This is a genomic window from Ignavibacterium sp. (genome assembly GCF_025998815.1).
Taxonomy (GTDB): Bacteria; Bacteroidota; Ignavibacteria; order Ignavibacteriales; family Ignavibacteriaceae; genus Ignavibacterium.
This window is the reverse complement of record NZ_AP026678.1, coordinates 186,412-203,351: the sequence shown is the minus strand read 5'-3', so window position 1 is coordinate 203,351 and position 16,940 is coordinate 186,412. Positions and strand designations below refer to the sequence as shown.

Below are 16,940 nucleotides of genomic sequence, written 5' to 3'. Positions count from 1 at the left end.
CAAATAGCCCTCTAAAAACTTAGTTAGATTTTGTAACTTTGGCAGAAAAATTTTTAAAGTTAGGTATATGGAAATAATAGAATACACTCCCGAATGGAAAGAAAAATGGGATCAATTCGTTCTCGAATCAAACAACGGAACAATGTTCCATCTTCAGAAATTTTTTGATTACCATAAACCAGGGAAATTTAATTTCAATCATTTAATCTTTGTTGAAAAAGGTAACATCGTTGCTGTTCTTCCTGGTTCTGTTATTAACGGAACTTTGTTTGAATCACCAATTGGTGCAAGTTATGGTTCAATCGTAACCAAAGATGTTAAGTTTACCAAATCATTAGAAATTGTTCAGACACTAATTGACTATGGTAAAGCAAAAGGATGGAAAGAAATACTTTTAACATCAGCACCAAGAGTTTATGAAAGATATCCAAATGAAAACCTTGACTTTGCAATGTTATGGCTCGGATTCAAATATGATTTGCATTACATATCAAGCGCAATTAAACTTTTCCCTGAGAGAGATATCATTTCAAGATTTCAACAAACGGTAAGAAGAAACATTCGCAAGACTTTAAAAGACCCCGACATCAGAGTCGAAATGAATGACCGCTATGATGAATTTTATCCTATACTCGTTGACAACAAAGCAAGACACGGAGTTAAACCAACTCACACTTATGAAGATTTATTGAAACTGAAAGAACTGCTTCCTGATAACCTTAAATTATTTATGGTTTATTATAAGGATAAACCAATAGCAGGTTCAAATCTTTTTATTTGCAATGAGATAGTTACACTTTGCTTTTACAATATGTTACTTTACGAATATGAACATCTTAAACCAATTCATCGTGTAATGTATGAAGTTGTTAAATGGTCAACAGATAACGGATATCAGTATGTTGATATTGGAGTTTCGCAGGATACAAAGGCAGCTAATCCAATGACACCAAGTATAAGTTTGATTGATTTCAAAGAGAAATTTGATGCACGAACTGTAATGAGAAATACTTTAAAGTACACTTATTAAAACTTATAATGTCTAACAATAAAAAAGTTCTCATCACTTTTTTAGGAAACATTGATTACGATACACGATGCAATAATCTGTTCAACTCATTTTCCGAAAAAGGATACGATGTAGAATTTATCGGATTTGACTGGTTAACAGAAAATTTTTCAACTACTAAAGGCAAAAAGACCGTTTACAAACTTTCCAAAAAATCTCTTTCATTATTTTTTTATTTGAAGTTCTATTCCCTGCTGAAACTAAAAGTACTTTCAAAAAAATTTGATATAATTTTTGCTGAAGATCTTTACTGTCTTCCCGTTTGCATAATTGCGGGTAAGCTTAAAGGTGCAAAAGTTATTTATGACTGCAGAGAGCTATTTGGTTTTCTTGCAGGACTAAAGAACAAAAAATTTATTCAAAAATTCTGGAGCTGGATAGAAAGATTATTTATCAGGAAAGCTGATTTGATATTGACAACTGGCGAAATGGATTCAGAGTTTATCAGAAAACAATATAATCTTCATAATGATTTGGTTATCAGGAATCTTCCTTTGTATAAAAAATCAGATTTTCCCATGGATTATTATTCTTTGCTTGGAATAGATAAGTTAAAAAAAGTTTTGTTATATCAGGGAGTTGTTCTTCACGGACGAGGATTGAAAATGATTTTTGAATTTCTTCAAACATCGGATGATTTTGTTCTGGTTGTTCTTGGAAGTGGTGAAATGATAGGTTACTATAAAAATCTTTCCTCGCAAATGAAGCTTCATGATAAAGTATTTTTTGTTGGGAAAATCCCTCAGGATAAACTAATGAATTACACAGCAGGTGCATTCGTTGGATTATCTTTGATAGAGAATATTAGTAAGAGTTATTATTATGCTCTTCCGAATAAACTATTTGAATACATTATGGCTGAAATTCCTGTTATCGCGACAGACCTTCCTCAAATGAAAAAAATAATTGATGAGTACAAAGTTGGTTTATCAGTTAATGAAAATGATATTGGAGAGCTTAGGAATGCTTTGCAGAGATTGAAAGAGGATGTTGAATTCTATAATCGGATAAAATCTAATTGCAAAATTGCATCTGAAAAATTGAATTGGGCAAATGAAATAAATCAACTTTTCAACAAACTTCAATCACTGCTTCTCATAAACACAAACAATGTGCAGCGGTGAGTTATAAATTTTATTTGCCAACCAGTCCACAGCAAGCCACAATGATAAAGGAAGATACTTAAGCACTATATGTGTTCTCAAATAAATCAAAGCTTTATTCCCGAAAATAACACTTGAGAATTTTTTTAAATCATCTCTGTTGTACAAATCTCTGAGAATATTTTCGTCAAATGAATGAAGGTGAGCATTAACCGGAGTTTTTTTATTGCAATGAATACATAAAACATATCTTATTTTCTCTTTGTACGGAGTTGAAATAATTAACCTTCCATCTCTGCTAACAACTCTGAATAATTCTTCCAGAAAAAACTTTGGCTCAACAACATGCTCAATTATTTCGGAAGCAATAACACAATCAATCGAGTTTGAATCAAACGGCAGCTTGAATGAATCGGCAACAATCTGATAATGATTTTGAGATGGATAAAGTTCTTTTACTTTTTGCGGATTTGACTTGGAAATATCAAGCGAAATTACATCAACATTTTTTTTCAGAAACTCTTTCGCAACCCAACCCGAACCACAACCAACATCTAAAATTGTTTTTACATTTTTCGGAACTTGTGAAATTAGAACTTCCCGGACTCTTCTTTCTTCGTGTTCAGCAGGACCAATTCTCTTTTCAAAATAGTCAAACTCTTCAGCATCAGTTTTATAATGAGTGAGATAATCAAAGTTTTTTAATTCATCCTGCATAAATAAAATCAGAATTTGAAACCGAGCGAGAATAAATTCGCACTACCAATGCCCAATGAAAATGGAATATAAGAATAATCAAATTTCAGATTGCCCCACATAAGTCCAATCCCAGCAGTAAAATTACGACTTTCATAATTTGTCTGATAACCACCACGAAGTGCAATAAGTTTGTCATAAAAAATTTCAAATCCGAAATTCAGATGATCATCAGCATCAAAATATTTTTGATATTCTCCTGCTATTATAAAATCAAGTTTATAATTATCAACTTTGAAGTTGTAAGCAGGTCCTACTCTAATTTCAGAAGGTAATTTTGTTGATTCATTTCGCAGCTCATTCATCGAACCAAGATTTCTTACTGAAGCTGATAGTGATAATCCATCAACTGGCAAGAAGTAATTCGCTCCGAAGTCAATTCCAAAACCAGTTGATTCGTCATTCAGCAAACCTTCATACAAATATTTTAATGAAACACCAACTGAGAAATCATTATCAATCTTGTAGGCAGTGGATAAACTTCCATAAAAATAATTTGCATCGAATTTTGAAATTGGTTCTCCGGGAATCTGTCGTACTTCAATATCTGAAATATTCGTTACATTAAATCCAATGGCAACTGGCAAACCGAAAAGAAAAGTTTTGATACCGAACATTTCGCTGTTAACATCCTGAATCCAGGAATTATGGGTAAACATAACTTCGTTGTTTTCTGAAAGTGAAAGTCGGGCAGGATTATAATGCAAAGCTGTCAGATCGTTCGAAACAGAATTACCAACATCACCCATTGCTGAGTTGCGAGCACCAAAACCAAATTTAAGAAATGACAATCCGGTATTACCGGCAGTTTGCGAAAAAGTCTGTACTGAAGTTAAAAGAATAAGGATAACTATAAAATTTTTCATAATGAATTCTTTGGAAGTTAAAAATTAAAATTTACTCCAATTATGTGTCTGTCTGATGAAGAATACGGCTCAAGCATAAAAGCGTAATCAATTCCAATTAAGTATCCATCCAGATTATATAAATAGCTGAATCCTGCTGCAGGTTTCACTGCCCAATCACCATTGCTCAAATTAAATTGATCAACTCCGGCTCTTAAAAATAATCCATCGTAAATGTTATACTCACCACCAAATTTCAAAATGTTTGTTCCGACATTACTATTTTCAAATTCCGCAACAAGTAAAAATTTATTCTGAGGATTATTATATCTTATTCCGATTTTTTTAAGAAGAGGAAATTCATTTTCACTACTTAAACCTTGCTGACCATATATCGGACTTGTATCCCATTTATATTTTGAATTCAGATCGACCAGCATAAAAGATACATTAAAGTTCTCATTGAATTTATAAATTGCACCTATATCAAAACCAACACCTGTTGATGTTATGTCTTCATAGAGTTTGTAATAATAAAATTTTACGGTTAAACCCAGTGCAAATTTTTCTGAAAATTTATTTGCTACCGCAAGGAAGAAAAGATTTTCCGATGTGGAAAGTTCTTTTGTTTTCAATCCGTTATTATCTCTGCCATCAATTTTACTAACACCTGAATTGATAATGCCTGCACTAATTCCTGCAACACTTGCTGGTCTTCCAAGATTTTCAGCTTTGCTTGAGCGAAACTCAAATTTTCTTGTGAAGTTTAGGAAATTAAGAGCTCTGTCTAATGAAAGGAATGAATAACCTGTTTGAAATGAATTTCCTTCCTGAAAGACTGATGATGCAGGATTGTAGTATGCAACAAGGTTTCCTTCTGTTAATGCCGAAAGACCATTGCCCATTCCAATTCCTCTTGGACCAAATCCCATTCTGCTGAATGCTCCTGGTTTAACGGACATCTCACTGAATTTTGGTTGAGCCGAAAGAATTGAAGTGAAAAATAAAAGGAATAGTATAACAGATAAATTAAATACCTTTGTCACACTGAGTCTATCGAAGTGAGACTTTTCTATTCTGTCATCCTTCGATAAACTAAGGATGACATTGTCACACTGAGCTTGTCCGCCTTGATCAAAGTAAGTCGAGGCAGGTCGAAGGTTGTCACACTGAGCCTGTCGAAGTGTGACTTCACTTTTTCTGTCATCCTTCGATAAACTCAGGATGACATTTGGATAATTTTTAAAGATTTTATTTCTCAAATTTTCCTCTACTGCAAAACTAAAATTTTACCAAAGAGTGGATCTTTATCGCCGATTTCAATTCTATAGAAATAAACCCCATTCGGAACATAATTACCGTTATCATCTTTTCCATTCCAGAAATCAGGTGCGCCTTCATTATCAGTAATTCTTGATGCATTCTGAATTACAGTCGCAACATAGTTAAAGGCAAAATCATAAATTCTTATTGTTACTTTTTCTTCCTGTCCATTCGTGCTATATCTGAATTTTAATAATTCCTGTCTTGGTGAGAAAGGATTCGGGTAACAGTAAACTTCTTCATCAGAATTCAGTGGTTGAGAAGAGAGATAAACTTTCCACTCACCTTCCCAAACGCTTCCGATATTTTCTTTCAACCGTGCAAGTCCATCATCACTTCCAAGAAAAATATAATTACCTGTAACTGCAGCGCTATAAAAAACATTTGAACGAAGTTGTGCTCCAGTTTGATTGTCTACAATTGAGTTCGGAAGAATCCAGGTCTGACCAAAATCTGTTGAGCGGAATGCACCATTATCAGTAAGAACAATCGGTTGAGCAAATTTAAAGGCAAAATTATGAGGTCTTTCATCATACAATGTAGTTTGCCAGTTTAATCCTCCATCAGATGAAAAACTTACACCATAAAATTCATTAGGATCTTCTGCTTTCCAGGTTGAAGCCCAAATTGTGTTTGAAGTATTATTATATGCAAGTGCAGTTATAAAATTTCCTGAAATTGGATTATCCTGATTCTGATGATTGAACTTTACCCACGAAGGATTAGCATAATTGGCGTTCGTTGTTTTATTAATTCCGTTTGCAGTTCCAACTAAAACAGTTGAGTCATTCAAGGCAATTACAGAAAAAACTCTGTGATTAAGATTTCCAACTGAACAAAAACTTCCTCCAACAGGAGCTAAACAAAAATCCAATGTATCTGTTGGAGCTATGGAATTTTTGTTATCAGGTGGAAGCACTACTCTTTGCCAGGTTTGACCATTGTCTGTACTTCTTCGCAAACCACCAGCAAATGTTGCAATCCATATTGTGTTTGGAGTAAAAGCAATATCATAACAAAGATTTTGAACGGTTACGGTTACAGGTAATGCAGACAAATTATTTATACCATATTGAATTTGATTATCGTTCTGTCCATCAACAGGTTGAGGAATTGAATTCCATGTATTACCGAAATCATTTGTATACTTTAAGCCTGAACCTGCAGGCAATGTTTGCCCGCCTGTAACTTCCTGGGATTTTGCAGTTGCACACCAAAAAGTTCTGGTGTAAGTATCATATCCGATAGCGGAAATATTATCTGTTCCGAAATCAGAACGACCATAAAAATTTGTCCAGGTTTCTCCTTTATCGAATGAAACACTAACTCCTCTGCTTGTTCCAAGCCAGATTGTATCGCCAATGGCAATTATATCAATGATTGTATTGCTTGTTGGATTGAGTGAGGATGATTTATTCAAACGGTCATCTAATTCACCAACTTTATAATTAGTAACCTGTGAAAAGTTGATGTTAGATAAAATTATAATAAAGAGAAATAAAAAAATCTTTTTCATTGAATCAGTACTGAATAGTTAATAGTATTACTTTGAAGTCCGCCTCTGTCGATTGCTCTGAACTCAAAACGATAAGTTCCCTTTGCATTGGTTTGATTAACTGAAATTATTCTGGAATATAATCCATCACCAGCAGTTTGATCACCATTCTGCAAAAGATTTCCATCGTCAAACAGAAAAACTTTATTACCACTTGTCGAACCATCAGGACGATATACTATGAAATAAACTTCCTTAATATCATTTAATCCATTGTCATCAGAAACTCTGAGTGATGTTAAGATTGCAATCGTATCAGTGACAACAACTGTATCGGGTTCAACCAAAGCATCTGAAATTACAGGGGCAAAATTAGATTGACCATTTCTGTATTTGAAAGTTGACCATGCAGCTAATTTATTCTGTCCTGAATTTTCATTCACATAAAACTTTACATCATAATTTCCACTAAGGTCATTACTTTTCATAAAGATTTTGTTTGAAAATAATTTATCGTTTGCTGTCTGATCACCATTTTCCGGTTTGCCGTTATCGAAAAGGTTTAATGCAGTACTCAAAAAATTTTTTCCAGCCGGATTAATTATTTCTGCCGATACCGAATTAACAACACTTGCCTGAGTAAATTGAATTTTAATTACTAGTGAAGAATCTTCAACATTAAAAATAATTGAATCTTTTGGTGCTACTGAAACAACCTGGTATGATGGTTTCTGAACATCAATAACAGTATCAAATTCTTTTTCACAGGAAACTAAAAACAAAATTGAAAAACTGATAAATGATGCAAGAACTATTTTTTTAATTCCTAAATTCATAATGCAATGTTTTTTATTAAATCAATTTGAGCAAGGTAAAAATATATGTATGATATATTGTAACAAAAGAAATTTTCTTTCATCTTAATTACATAACCGGATTTGTAATCATTATCGGTGCTAACGAAAATGATAAAATCAAAATAACAAAACTTATCCAACCGATTATTTTTCTTTTCACATCAAGTTCAGATTCATCATTTACCGGAGGATGTTTTAATCTGATGATAAAATAAAGTACCAAAGCCCAGAAAAGCCAGCCCGACCAACCAATTCCAAAATTAAAACCTAATGTTGAATCAAGAATTCCTGCTACACCAACTACAAAAAGAAATATGAAAGCAATTGATGAAACTGCATAATGCTTTTTATCACCAAACATTGTGTAAGAAATATGTCCGCCATCAAGCTGACCAACGGGAATCATATTCATACTTGTAACAAAAAGTCCAAACCAACCTGCACACAGATATGGATAATGATAAATTTCACTCATCGGAGGGAAGAAAGTATTTGGTTGAACAAATATCTCACGAAGCAACATAAATAAAATTGAGTCGCCAAAAACAAGTTGCAATCCTTCTTTACCATAATCAGGAGAAAAATAATCAGGATGAATTTGAAGTAAGTAATCAACAGCAGGAACATTCAAAAATCCATAAATCAGAATTACGATGGTTGCAATAAATCCTGAAATCGGACCAGCTACACCAATATCAAACATTGCCTTCTTTGAATAAATCGGTGATTTAGTTTTAATGACTGCACCCATCGTTCCGAAGTTTATGAAATACATAATCGGTGGAAATGGGATATAATATGGTAATGTTGAACGCACACGATGGAATTTTGCTGCAAAGTAATGACCAAATTCGTGGAATGTTATTATTGTTAAAATGCTGATTGAATAAGGCAGACCTTTTACAAGCATACTAAATTCATAAGGTGGGAATAATCCAGTTGTCCATTCAACTCCGGCAATTGTTGTAGTGATGAATGTAAGAATGAACAAACCTATATGCACTAAGTAACTTCTGATTTTTTTTGTTTTCTCCTTGGTCGCAGTAGTAGAGTAAGTGTACTGCGGCGGTAAATTACTGAATGTTGGTTCTGAAAATTTTGACATTATAAATCCAGGTTGAATCCAATACTTGAATAATTTTCACTCAAATCAAAATATTCTCCGTGAACACTCTTACCTGAGATATATGAATAATAAATGCTAAATCCTTTTTTATTGAACTCGCCAAACTTTATTCCAAAGTTAATAAAATTATTGCCAACAAATTTTTCTTTTCCGCTGAGCTTAAAGTCATAAGCTACAAATGGTGTGAATACCTGATTGCTGAGTTTGGTAATAAAGTAATCTCCGCCAATCTGAAAAATACCCTTCTTTACTTCTTTGGGTGAAGAGTGAAATATATAAGTAATTCCGATATAAAATCTCAAATCATTAAAACGAATAAATGGAAATAATTCAATAAACTCTCTGCTATAAACCTGTGGCAGTCTTCCATCACGCCACTGACTTGTAGATTTATCAAATTGTCCATCAACAAGATGAGCGCTGATATGAGAAAACCTAAATCTTAAACCGTACTCGTTATCGTCCAAAACTCTTTTATACGAAGCATTTAATCCGAAAAGATAATCAATTGTTTCAACAGGGAAATGAAAATCGTCTTCACTTCTTAATCTTGTAAAAGTGAAAAGATCAGCGCCAATGGAAAAAATATCGTCCTGATTTTTTATATGAAGAATATCCTGTGAAGTTCCTATATCCAAACGAATTTTATTATCGCTTGTGTTAAATAAAAATCCGGCTTTTGGTTCAAGAAAATTTGCAGTAAAAGGTTGAACATTTAATTCTTTTGGGAACCAATTTTGCTGACCAAAGAGAAAGGAATTGAGAGATAATAAGAATATAATGATAAAATTAAATGGTAATTTAAATCTTAGAACTGATAATAAAATGTCACGCTGAACTTGTCGAAGTGTGTCACACTGAGCCTGTCGAAGTGTGACCGTCCCTTTCAAGTCATCCTTCGATAAACTCAGGATGACATTCTTACACTGAGCTTGTTTGCCATAATCGACGCAAGTCGAGTCAAGTCCAAATGTGTCACACTGAGCTTGTCGAAGTGTGACCGTACCTTTCAAGTCATCCTTCGATAAACTCAGGATGACATTCTTACACTGAGCTTGTTTGCCATAATCGATGCAAGTAGAGGCAAGTCCAAATGTGTCACACTGAGCTTGTCGAAGTGTGACTTCACTCTTTCTGTCATCCTTCGATAAACTCAGGATGACACTTGGATTTAAATTATTAATTTCTTTTCCACTAAAATAATATCTCATTATCACTCAGTTTACTTTATTGTTATTTTTTTTATTTTCTGTTTAACCAATTTATGATAACTGTATTTGAACTTTGAAGTTAAACTTGTAATCGCGTAATAATTTGTCGGGAATGCAAAAGACGGTTCAAAATAACAGTTAACAGTGCAACCTTCACAAAAATCAAATCTTCCTTCCATCTTTTTGTAATATTTAATTTTTTCTGATTCACGAATTTCTTTTATTGGTCTGTCAATAGGAATTGTTTCTTTTCCGAAATGGTAGCATGGAAGAATAATTTCATTACGAGGTGAAATAACAATAACTCTTGAGACTGCTTTGCACTTTGGATTATCAATATGATTTCCACCATCTCTTCTGAGTTTCATAAATCCTTTGTTAAGATAAATATCTAACTTTCCGTCACAATACTCTTCAACGAAATCAATTGCTTGCTCATTCAATCCGGGATTACCGAAGTAAGAAAAAACAGGATTAACTAAAAGAACTAAATCATACTTCTGAGCAATCTCGTGCATTCGTGGAAGTTTATGATAAGTTTCATTCGTAACAGTAAACAAAATATCAGGAAATTCTCCAAGTGATTTTGCAATTTCAATACTTCTGAGAACACTCTTATAACAATCTACTTTTCTAATCCTGTTGTGCTCGTCTTCATCAGGTGAATCAAGTGAGAAGTGAAGAAGATTAACATTACCGGCAAGCTTCTCAGCAAACTTGGGATAAAGCAAACCATTTGTTGTTATGCTTGTCTGCATTTTGAATGAACGGGCAAACTTTGCCATTTCAGCAATGTCCTTATGAAGCAGAGGTTCACCACCAGTTAAATCAATAAATTTTACTCCGAGTTTTGCAAGCTGTTCAACATTTGACTTGAAGTCATTCAAATCAGCATAGGGAGTGTTTTTAAAGTTCTCATGAAATCCGAAATGGCAAAATTCACAGTAAGCATTACAGCGATATGTTACATAATAATTACAGAGCAAAAGCATCAGTAAGTTCTCCCCTTCCAAACAACTTTTTTATTCGGCAGAACAATAAAAGGTAGAACAACCACATAGATTAAATAATAAATCTGATGATGAAAAAAGTATTTCAGATTTTTTTCAATACCAAGTTTTTTATGAACAGGATAAAGAAGAAATAAGTCCATTGCAACTTTAAATGTTACCAGATATAACCAATTCATAGAAAAGAAAACCGGTGTAAGTAAAACAAGAAGATTTGCCAGAAATCCCCAGAACATAATTACGAAACCGCGAAACGGAACTCCAAGTCCGCCAACACCCCAACGCTTCTTTTGTCTGATTAGACTTTTAATACTTTTACACGGCAAAGAAGTAACAAGTGCATCTTTATCAAGTGGAAAAATTACTTTATACTTTTTAAGATTATAAATCGCATTCATCAAAGTAAAATCTTCAGTGACGCTGAACGGCAAAGCTTCATATCCACCAACTTCATCATAAGCGGCTTTACGATATGACATATTATTTCCGATACAAGAAATTGGCATTCCAATGTTGACTGTTCCCGCACCAGCTGTAAGCAAGTAGATAAAATCAAGTGCTTGCATTCCGCCAAACCAATTATCTGCAACCTGAGTAGTAAATCCTGTAACTAGTGCAACATCATCCTGATAATAACTGCAAATTGTTTTCACCCAGGTTGGTTTTACTTCGCAATCTGCATCAGTAGTTAAAATTATTTCACCTTTGGCTTCTTTAACACCATAAGCAAGAGCACGCATTTTTCCTATAAGTTTCAGATCATCTTTATGTGTGGTAATCTTTTTGAAATGTGGTTTATCTTTTATGAAATCATCCATTATTCTTCCTGTTGCATCAATAGATTGATCATCAACAAGAATAATTTCGAGTTTTCCTTCAGGATATTGCAGTGATGCTAATGATTTTAATGTGCGAAGAATATTCTCTTCTTCATTTCTTGCTGCTACAATAACAGTTGCGGTTGGTAATTTTTCGTAGGGAATCTTTTCAAACTTTTTATTAGTGCCGACAATGAAAATAACCGTCTGAACAAAATATCCTACAAGAATTATTGTAAAAATTATTTCAAGCATTCAGTCGGTTCTCCGAAACTAAAATTTTTATTCGCAGCTTCATCAATGATGAATGAAATTGAATCTCTGATAATATTTTTTGATTTGATACTATCGTGTAACACAATTATTGAATCCTTATTAAGAAAATTTGTAACGGCAAACTTAACCAACTCGAAGTTATTTTTATAATCATAAGTGAGTAAAGACCACATCACATTTTTCATATTTAGCATTTTCATTAAAGCATTTGTTGTAAGTTGAAATCTCCCGTGTGGTGGACGAAAATATTTTACTTCATAACCAAATTCATTTTTCAAAAGATGATTGAATGATTGAATCTGATTTATTTTTTCTTTGTGAGACAGAGTCCTTAAAATTTTATGATTGAAAGTATGGTTACCTATCGTATGCCCTTCTCTTAGAATTTCTTTTGTCAGCTCAGGATATTTTTGAATGTTATCACCAACACAAAAAAATAATGCTTTGATTCTATGTTTTAATAATTCGGATAAAATACTTTCGGTTGATTCAGGAATCGGACCATCATCAAATGTTAAAAGAATTTTATTGTTTGTAGTGTTCCAATAAAATTCATTGAATAGATTTTTAAATATTGTTGGTGGATTGTATTTATACTTCAATCTTTTCCTTTTGAACTTTATGGTAATTAAATAAACCACAGAGTAAAAGAGAAACAGAGATTTTCTCTGTTGACTTTTAACGGAATAACTCTGCATGAAAAATTTTCTAGTGAACCTGCTTGTCAGCAAACAAATACGCGAAGATACTCAAGACTAAATTTCAACCTTTAATAACTCCCACGGGTTTTAGTTTTGCAACTTTTCTAGTGATTCCCTCTTTATGCATTACATCAACAACATCTGCCACATCTTTATAAGCTGCAGGCATTTCTTCAGCGATAGTTTTATAACCTTTCGCCTGAATAATTATTCCTTTTTTCTTTAATTCATCTACAAGGTCTCGTCCTTTTGTCACTTTCAATGCTTTATGCCTGCTAAGATTTCTGCCTGCACCATGACACGAACTTCCGAAAGTCTCTTCCATTGCTTTTTCAGTTCCAACTGCAACATAAGAATATCTTCCCATATCACCCGGAATTAATACTGGTTGTCCCACAGATTTATATTTTTCAGGAATCATTTCACTTCCCGGCGGAAATGCTCTGGTAGCTCCTTTACGATGAACACAAACTTCTTTCAGTTCATTTCCAATCCTGTGCTTTTCAATCTTTGCAATGTTATGACAAACATCATACACAAGCCGGAATCCCAGTTCTGATTCTTTCATATTAAAAGTATCAAGAAAACTTTTTTTGGCAAGATGCATAATCACTTGCCGGTTATTCCAGGCAAAGTTTGCAGCTGCCTGCATTGCCGCAAGGTAATCCTGTCCTTCCCGAGATTTAATAGGTGCACAAGCTAATTGTTTATCAGGAAGTTTGAATCCGTATTTCTCGGATGCTTTTAGCAGCACTTTAAGATAGTCATCGCAAACCTGGTAACCTAAACCCCTTGAACCAGTATGAATTTGAATTACGACTTGTCCATTGAACAGACCAAATACTTCAGCAATATTTGCATCATAAATTTCTTCAACAATATCAACTTCCAGGAAATGATTTCCGGAACCAAGAGTTCCTGCCTGATCTGCACCTCTTTCAAGAGCTCGTTCACTTACAACACTAAAATCAGCGTTTTTAAGTGTACCGCTTTCTTCAGTAAACTGAATATCACTTTGATTTCCAAGATCATTTTCAACAGCCCATACTGAACCTTTTTCAAGAATTTTTTTGAGGTCAGACTTTGATAATTTTTTTATCGCTCCACTTGCACCAACGCCTGTTGGTATGTTTTGAAAAAGTTTTGAAATTAAAGTTTCAAGCTTGGGTTGGATTTCTTCAAAAGTTAATGATGTAGTTGCCAGACGAACGCCGCAATTTATATCATAGCCAACACCACCGGGTGAAATTACTCCTTCATCAAGATTTGTTGCAGCTACTCCACCGATAGGAAATCCATAACCCCAATGGATATCAGGCATAGCAAGACTGTATTTTTCAATTCCAGGTAAATGAGCAACATTCATTACCTGCTTGAGTGCTTCATCTTCGGAGAGAGTTGATTCAAGCATTTCGCGGGAAATATAAATTCTTCCCGGCACACGCATTCCGTTAGTTTGCGGAATTTCCCACAAATTGTCACGAATTTTTTTTAGTTCAATGCCGTTTATAACCATAGCTAACCTCCGGATGTCATACCTTCGGGAATTTTGTTTTTTAATGTTTCATACGATTTATAATAATTTCATCCCTTCGGGATTTTATTGAATCAATTAATTATTTCATCTACAATAATGTTATCCCTTCGGGATTTATATTTTTCTGTTTCATATTTTCTAATGTCAAGCTGTCGGGATTTTATTTTTATTTGTTTCGTCATTTCAGCTATAATAATTTTATCCCTTCGGATTTTATTTTTATCTGTTTTGTCATTTCAGCTTCAATAATTTCATCCCTTCGGGATTTAGATGGATTCGTATTTCTTTTGCTATAATAATTTCATCCCTTCGGGATTTTAATGAATCGGTTAATTATTTCATCTACAATAATGTCATCCCTTCAGGATTGCGGTTTTATTTGTTTTCATCTTTCTATAATCATTTCATCTTTCCAAGTTTCTCTTAATCCTTTTATAGAAACCTCGAAGTGGTGATATTATTGTAACACATAATCAAATAATCAGGCTAAAACCCCAAAGGGGTGACATTATTCAACCCATTCGAATAAAAATTCTGGCTTATAATCTATTTCAAATTTATTTAATAATTCCAAGTACTCTTCTTTGAACGATTTTTTTCTATGATGTTCTTCCTGCCTTAAAATATAATCATATACTTTTTTAATCTGTGAATGAGAATAAGAAAAAACTCCATATCCTTCCTGCCAGTGGAATTTTCCTCTAAAGTATTTTTTCTCATTTATGAATTTCGAGGAATTATTTTTTATATAACATACCAAATCTGAAATTGCAACTGATGGTTTTAATCCGACAAAACAATGAACATGATCAGAATAACCATTTACAATTATGGGTTTATGACCTTTTTCTTTTATTATGCCTGAAATATATCTGAATATTTCTTCTCTTAAATTTTTATTTAATAAATTTTCTCGGCCTTTTACAGCAAAGACTATGTGGATGTAGATTTGTGAATATGTACCTGGCATTCATTTACCTATAATAATTTCATCCCGTTGGGATTTTATTTTTATTTATTTTGTCATTTCAGCTACAATAATTTCATCCCTTCAGGATTTAGATGGATTCGTATTTTTTTTGCTATAATAATTTCATCCCGTTGGGATTTCATTTTTATTCGTTTCATTATTTCAGCTAAAATAATCTCATCCCTTCGGGATTTAGATGGATTCGTATTTCTTTGGCTATAATAATTTCATCCCTTCGGGATTTTGATTTTTTTTATGTTTCATACAATCTATAATAATTTCATCCCTCTGGGATTTATATGGATTCGTATTTCTTTTGCAATAATAATTTCATTCTTCCGGGATTTTATAAAGATTATTTCGTTTCAAAAATAAATCAGTGAAAATCAGTTTAATCAGTGTCATCTGCGTGCTATTCTGATTTCTAAATATCGAATACAACTCTTACAAAATATTTACCATTTTCTTGTCTAATTTCCATCTGATGATAAGTAACTGATTTTATTTCCTCTTTAAGAATAAAGTTATCATTTAATTCAACGGTACCTAATAAAACTCTCATTAAAAATTCACTCGCATTCACCTCAATCTTTTTAACTTCTAGACATAAAATTTTCTTAACTGTTAAAAGGAAATTTATTTCATTCAAAAAATCAACGAGTAATTGCTCAAGAGATTCAGATTTTAGTTTAATATCTATCTCATCAGAAGGTTCAACATTAGAAATTTCGAGAACCGATTCCAGCCATCCTTTAAATGCTTCTGTGAATAATTCTTCAAGAGAATCAGCTTCTACATCAAATGCAATATCAGCAGTATGGCTCAAGTATGTATGTTTGGAAGACATTTAATTTATTATTTTTTGCAACAGTAATTTAATCAGGTTAAAAATTAAAAGAAGTAACTTTTTACAGTAAAGAAAAATCAAATGAGAAATTCTTCGGATCATACAAAGGGTATCCTTGCAGTATTCCTAACAGCTCTGTTGTGGAGTTCAGGTGGACTTTTCATAAAATTGATTACACTTACTCCGATGCAAATATCTTTCTTCAGATGTTTGATTGCAGCTATTGTCTTTGCAATTCTATTCCGACAAAAAATCCTAAAGCTTAATCCATTGGCTTTGCTTAACTCAATCTCTTATGCAGCAGTTTTAATCTTCTTTGTTATTGCCACAAAAACTACTACTGCGGCTAATGCGATATTTCTTCAATCAACTGCACCGATTTATGTTCTGATCTTTGAACCTCTATTAACTAAAACAAAGTGGGAAAAGATTAATGTTGTAACAATTGCCGTTTGCTTTGTTGGAATGATTTTATTTTTTATGGGAGATTTGACTCCTGGTGATATCAAAGGAAATCTTGCGGCACTTTTTGCAGGGGTAGCTTTTGCAGCATTTTTTCTTGGGATGAAAAAAAATGACAAGCAGTATGGCGAAGCATCAATCTTCTACGGAAATGTTATTGTTGCGATAGTTTGTATCCCATTCCTGTTTGAAATGAATTCTCTAACTTTTTCAGATTTGTGGAAGCTCACTTTTCTTGGCGTATTTCAGATTGCAATTGCTTATGCTTTATTCAGTTACGGAATAAAAAGAATTCTGGCAGTTGAAGCTTCAATCATTTCTATGCTTGAACCTGTGCTGAATCCAATATGGGTATTTATTGGTTATGGGGAAGTTCCTTCTCTTTACGCAATCATCGGCGGTGTGATAATTATTTCTGCAATCACTATCCGAACCTTGATAGCAGGAGCGCCTGCACTGAAAAGAAAATTTACGACCTGAAGAGTGAATTTTATTTTGCCACTAAGACAGTAAGGCACAAAGTCTAAAACAATA

The 16,940-nt window shown here is 33.2% G+C and carries 16 protein-coding genes; 3 read left to right on the top strand and 13 right to left on the bottom strand.

Going from position 1 to position 16,940, the window contains the following annotated elements; translation table 11 throughout:
* The first annotated feature begins 67 nt into the window (after positions 1-67).
* Positions 68-1,030, top strand: a complete 963-nt coding sequence (locus Q0X14_RS00795) for a GNAT family N-acetyltransferase (RefSeq protein WP_297841115.1) — start codon at positions 68-70, stop codon at positions 1,028-1,030.
* Between the two features lie 8 nt (positions 1,031-1,038).
* A complete protein-coding gene (locus Q0X14_RS00790) occupies positions 1,039-2,193 on the top strand; it encodes a glycosyltransferase (protein WP_297841112.1) in 1,155 nt (384 codons plus the stop codon).
* On the opposite strand, the gene Q0X14_RS00785 is transcribed toward Q0X14_RS00790, so the two are convergent.
* The 13 genes from Q0X14_RS00785 to Q0X14_RS00725 form a co-directional block, all read right to left on the bottom strand.
* Positions 2,155-2,889, bottom strand: coding sequence for a class I SAM-dependent methyltransferase (locus Q0X14_RS00785; protein WP_297841111.1), 735 nt, complete (start codon positions 2,887-2,889; stop codon positions 2,155-2,157). The genes Q0X14_RS00790 and Q0X14_RS00785 overlap by 39 nt on opposite strands.
* 8 nt (positions 2,890-2,897) lie before the next feature.
* Complete coding sequence (locus tag Q0X14_RS00780) at positions 2,898-3,794, bottom strand: PorV/PorQ family protein (protein WP_297841107.1); 897 nt, start codon at positions 3,792-3,794, stop codon at positions 2,898-2,900.
* A 17-nt stretch (positions 3,795-3,811) separates the two neighbouring features.
* Positions 3,812-5,035, bottom strand: a complete 1,224-nt coding sequence (locus Q0X14_RS00775) for a hypothetical protein (RefSeq protein WP_297841105.1) — start codon at positions 5,033-5,035, stop codon at positions 3,812-3,814.
* Positions 5,036-5,043: 8 nt separating this feature from the next.
* Entirely contained in the window at positions 5,044-6,612 is a 1,569-nt protein-coding gene (locus tag Q0X14_RS00770; RefSeq protein ID WP_297841102.1) for a hypothetical protein, read from the bottom strand.
* Positions 6,609-7,427: a hypothetical protein gene (locus Q0X14_RS00765; protein ID WP_297841100.1), complete on the bottom strand. Its 819-nt coding sequence runs from the start codon at positions 7,425-7,427 to the stop codon at positions 6,609-6,611. Before Q0X14_RS00765 ends, Q0X14_RS00770 begins: the two co-directional genes overlap by 4 nt.
* 88 nt (positions 7,428-7,515) lie before the next feature.
* A complete protein-coding gene (locus tag Q0X14_RS00760) occupies positions 7,516-8,553 on the bottom strand; it encodes a site-2 protease family protein (protein ID WP_297841097.1) in 1,038 nt (345 codons plus the stop codon).
* Positions 8,553-9,785: a DUF1207 domain-containing protein gene (locus Q0X14_RS00755; RefSeq protein WP_297841094.1), complete on the bottom strand. Its 1,233-nt coding sequence runs from the start codon at positions 9,783-9,785 to the stop codon at positions 8,553-8,555. The genes Q0X14_RS00760 and Q0X14_RS00755 overlap by 1 nt, the downstream gene beginning before the upstream one ends.
* An 11-nt stretch (positions 9,786-9,796) precedes the next feature.
* Positions 9,797-10,771: a radical SAM protein gene (locus tag Q0X14_RS00750; protein ID WP_297841090.1), complete on the bottom strand. Its 975-nt coding sequence runs from the start codon at positions 10,769-10,771 to the stop codon at positions 9,797-9,799.
* A gap of 5 nt (positions 10,772-10,776) precedes the next feature.
* On the bottom strand, positions 10,777-11,868 hold the full coding sequence (locus Q0X14_RS00745) for a glycosyltransferase (RefSeq protein ID WP_297841086.1): 1,092 nt from the start codon (positions 11,866-11,868) through the stop codon (positions 10,777-10,779).
* Positions 11,856-12,491 carry a polysaccharide deacetylase family protein gene (locus Q0X14_RS00740; RefSeq protein WP_297841082.1) on the bottom strand — a complete coding sequence of 212 codons (636 nt, stop codon included), beginning with the start codon at positions 12,489-12,491 and terminating at the stop codon, positions 11,856-11,858. Before Q0X14_RS00740 ends, Q0X14_RS00745 begins: the two co-directional genes overlap by 13 nt.
* 160 nt (positions 12,492-12,651) lie before the next feature.
* Positions 12,652-14,106 (bottom strand): RtcB family protein, encoded by a 1,455-nt coding sequence (locus Q0X14_RS00735; RefSeq protein ID WP_297841079.1) that lies wholly within the window; start codon positions 14,104-14,106, stop codon positions 12,652-12,654.
* Between the two features lie 529 nt (positions 14,107-14,635).
* On the bottom strand, positions 14,636-15,097 hold the full coding sequence (tnpA, locus tag Q0X14_RS00730; RefSeq protein ID WP_297841077.1) for an IS200/IS605 family transposase: 462 nt from the start codon (positions 15,095-15,097) through the stop codon (positions 14,636-14,638).
* Between the two features lie 424 nt (positions 15,098-15,521).
* Complete coding sequence (locus Q0X14_RS00725) at positions 15,522-15,944, bottom strand: archease (RefSeq protein ID WP_297841075.1); 423 nt, start codon at positions 15,942-15,944, stop codon at positions 15,522-15,524.
* Positions 15,945-16,025: 81 nt separating this feature from the next.
* Here Q0X14_RS00725 and Q0X14_RS00720 point away from each other — a divergent pair, with 81 nt between their 5' ends.
* On the top strand, positions 16,026-16,886 hold the full coding sequence (locus Q0X14_RS00720) for an EamA family transporter (protein WP_297841074.1): 861 nt from the start codon (positions 16,026-16,028) through the stop codon (positions 16,884-16,886).
* Positions 16,887-16,940 lie beyond the last annotated feature (54 nt).

Coding starts and splice junctions, on each gene's coding strand:
- Q0X14_RS00765 (WP_297841100.1), bottom strand. CDS start 7,427: ATGAATTTAGGAATTAAAAAAATAGTTCTTGCATCATTTATCAGTTTT.
- Q0X14_RS00770 (WP_297841102.1), bottom strand. CDS start 6,612: ATGAAAAAGATTTTTTTATTTCTCTTTATTATAATTTTATCTAACATC.
- Q0X14_RS00780 (WP_297841107.1), bottom strand. CDS start 3,794: ATGAAAAATTTTATAGTTATCCTTATTCTTTTAACTTCAGTACAGACT.
- Q0X14_RS00735 (WP_297841079.1), bottom strand. CDS start 14,106: ATGGTTATAAACGGCATTGAACTAAAAAAAATTCGTGACAATTTGTGG.
- Q0X14_RS00790 (WP_297841112.1), top strand. CDS start 1,039: ATGTCTAACAATAAAAAAGTTCTCATCACTTTTTTAGGAAACATTGAT.
- Q0X14_RS00745 (WP_297841086.1), bottom strand. CDS start 11,868: ATGCTTGAAATAATTTTTACAATAATTCTTGTAGGATATTTTGTTCAG.
- Q0X14_RS00785 (WP_297841111.1), bottom strand. CDS start 2,889: ATGCAGGATGAATTAAAAAACTTTGATTATCTCACTCATTATAAAACT.
- Q0X14_RS00725 (WP_297841075.1), bottom strand. CDS start 15,944: ATGTCTTCCAAACATACATACTTGAGCCATACTGCTGATATTGCATTT.
- Q0X14_RS00760 (WP_297841097.1), bottom strand. CDS start 8,553: ATGTCAAAATTTTCAGAACCAACATTCAGTAATTTACCGCCGCAGTAC.
- Q0X14_RS00755 (WP_297841094.1), bottom strand. CDS start 9,785: ATGAGATATTATTTTAGTGGAAAAGAAATTAATAATTTAAATCCAAGT.
- Q0X14_RS00795 (WP_297841115.1), top strand. CDS start 68: ATGGAAATAATAGAATACACTCCCGAATGGAAAGAAAAATGGGATCAA.
- tnpA (WP_297841077.1), bottom strand. CDS start 15,097: ATGCCAGGTACATATTCACAAATCTACATCCACATAGTCTTTGCTGTA.
- Q0X14_RS00720 (WP_297841074.1), top strand. CDS start 16,026: ATGAGAAATTCTTCGGATCATACAAAGGGTATCCTTGCAGTATTCCTA.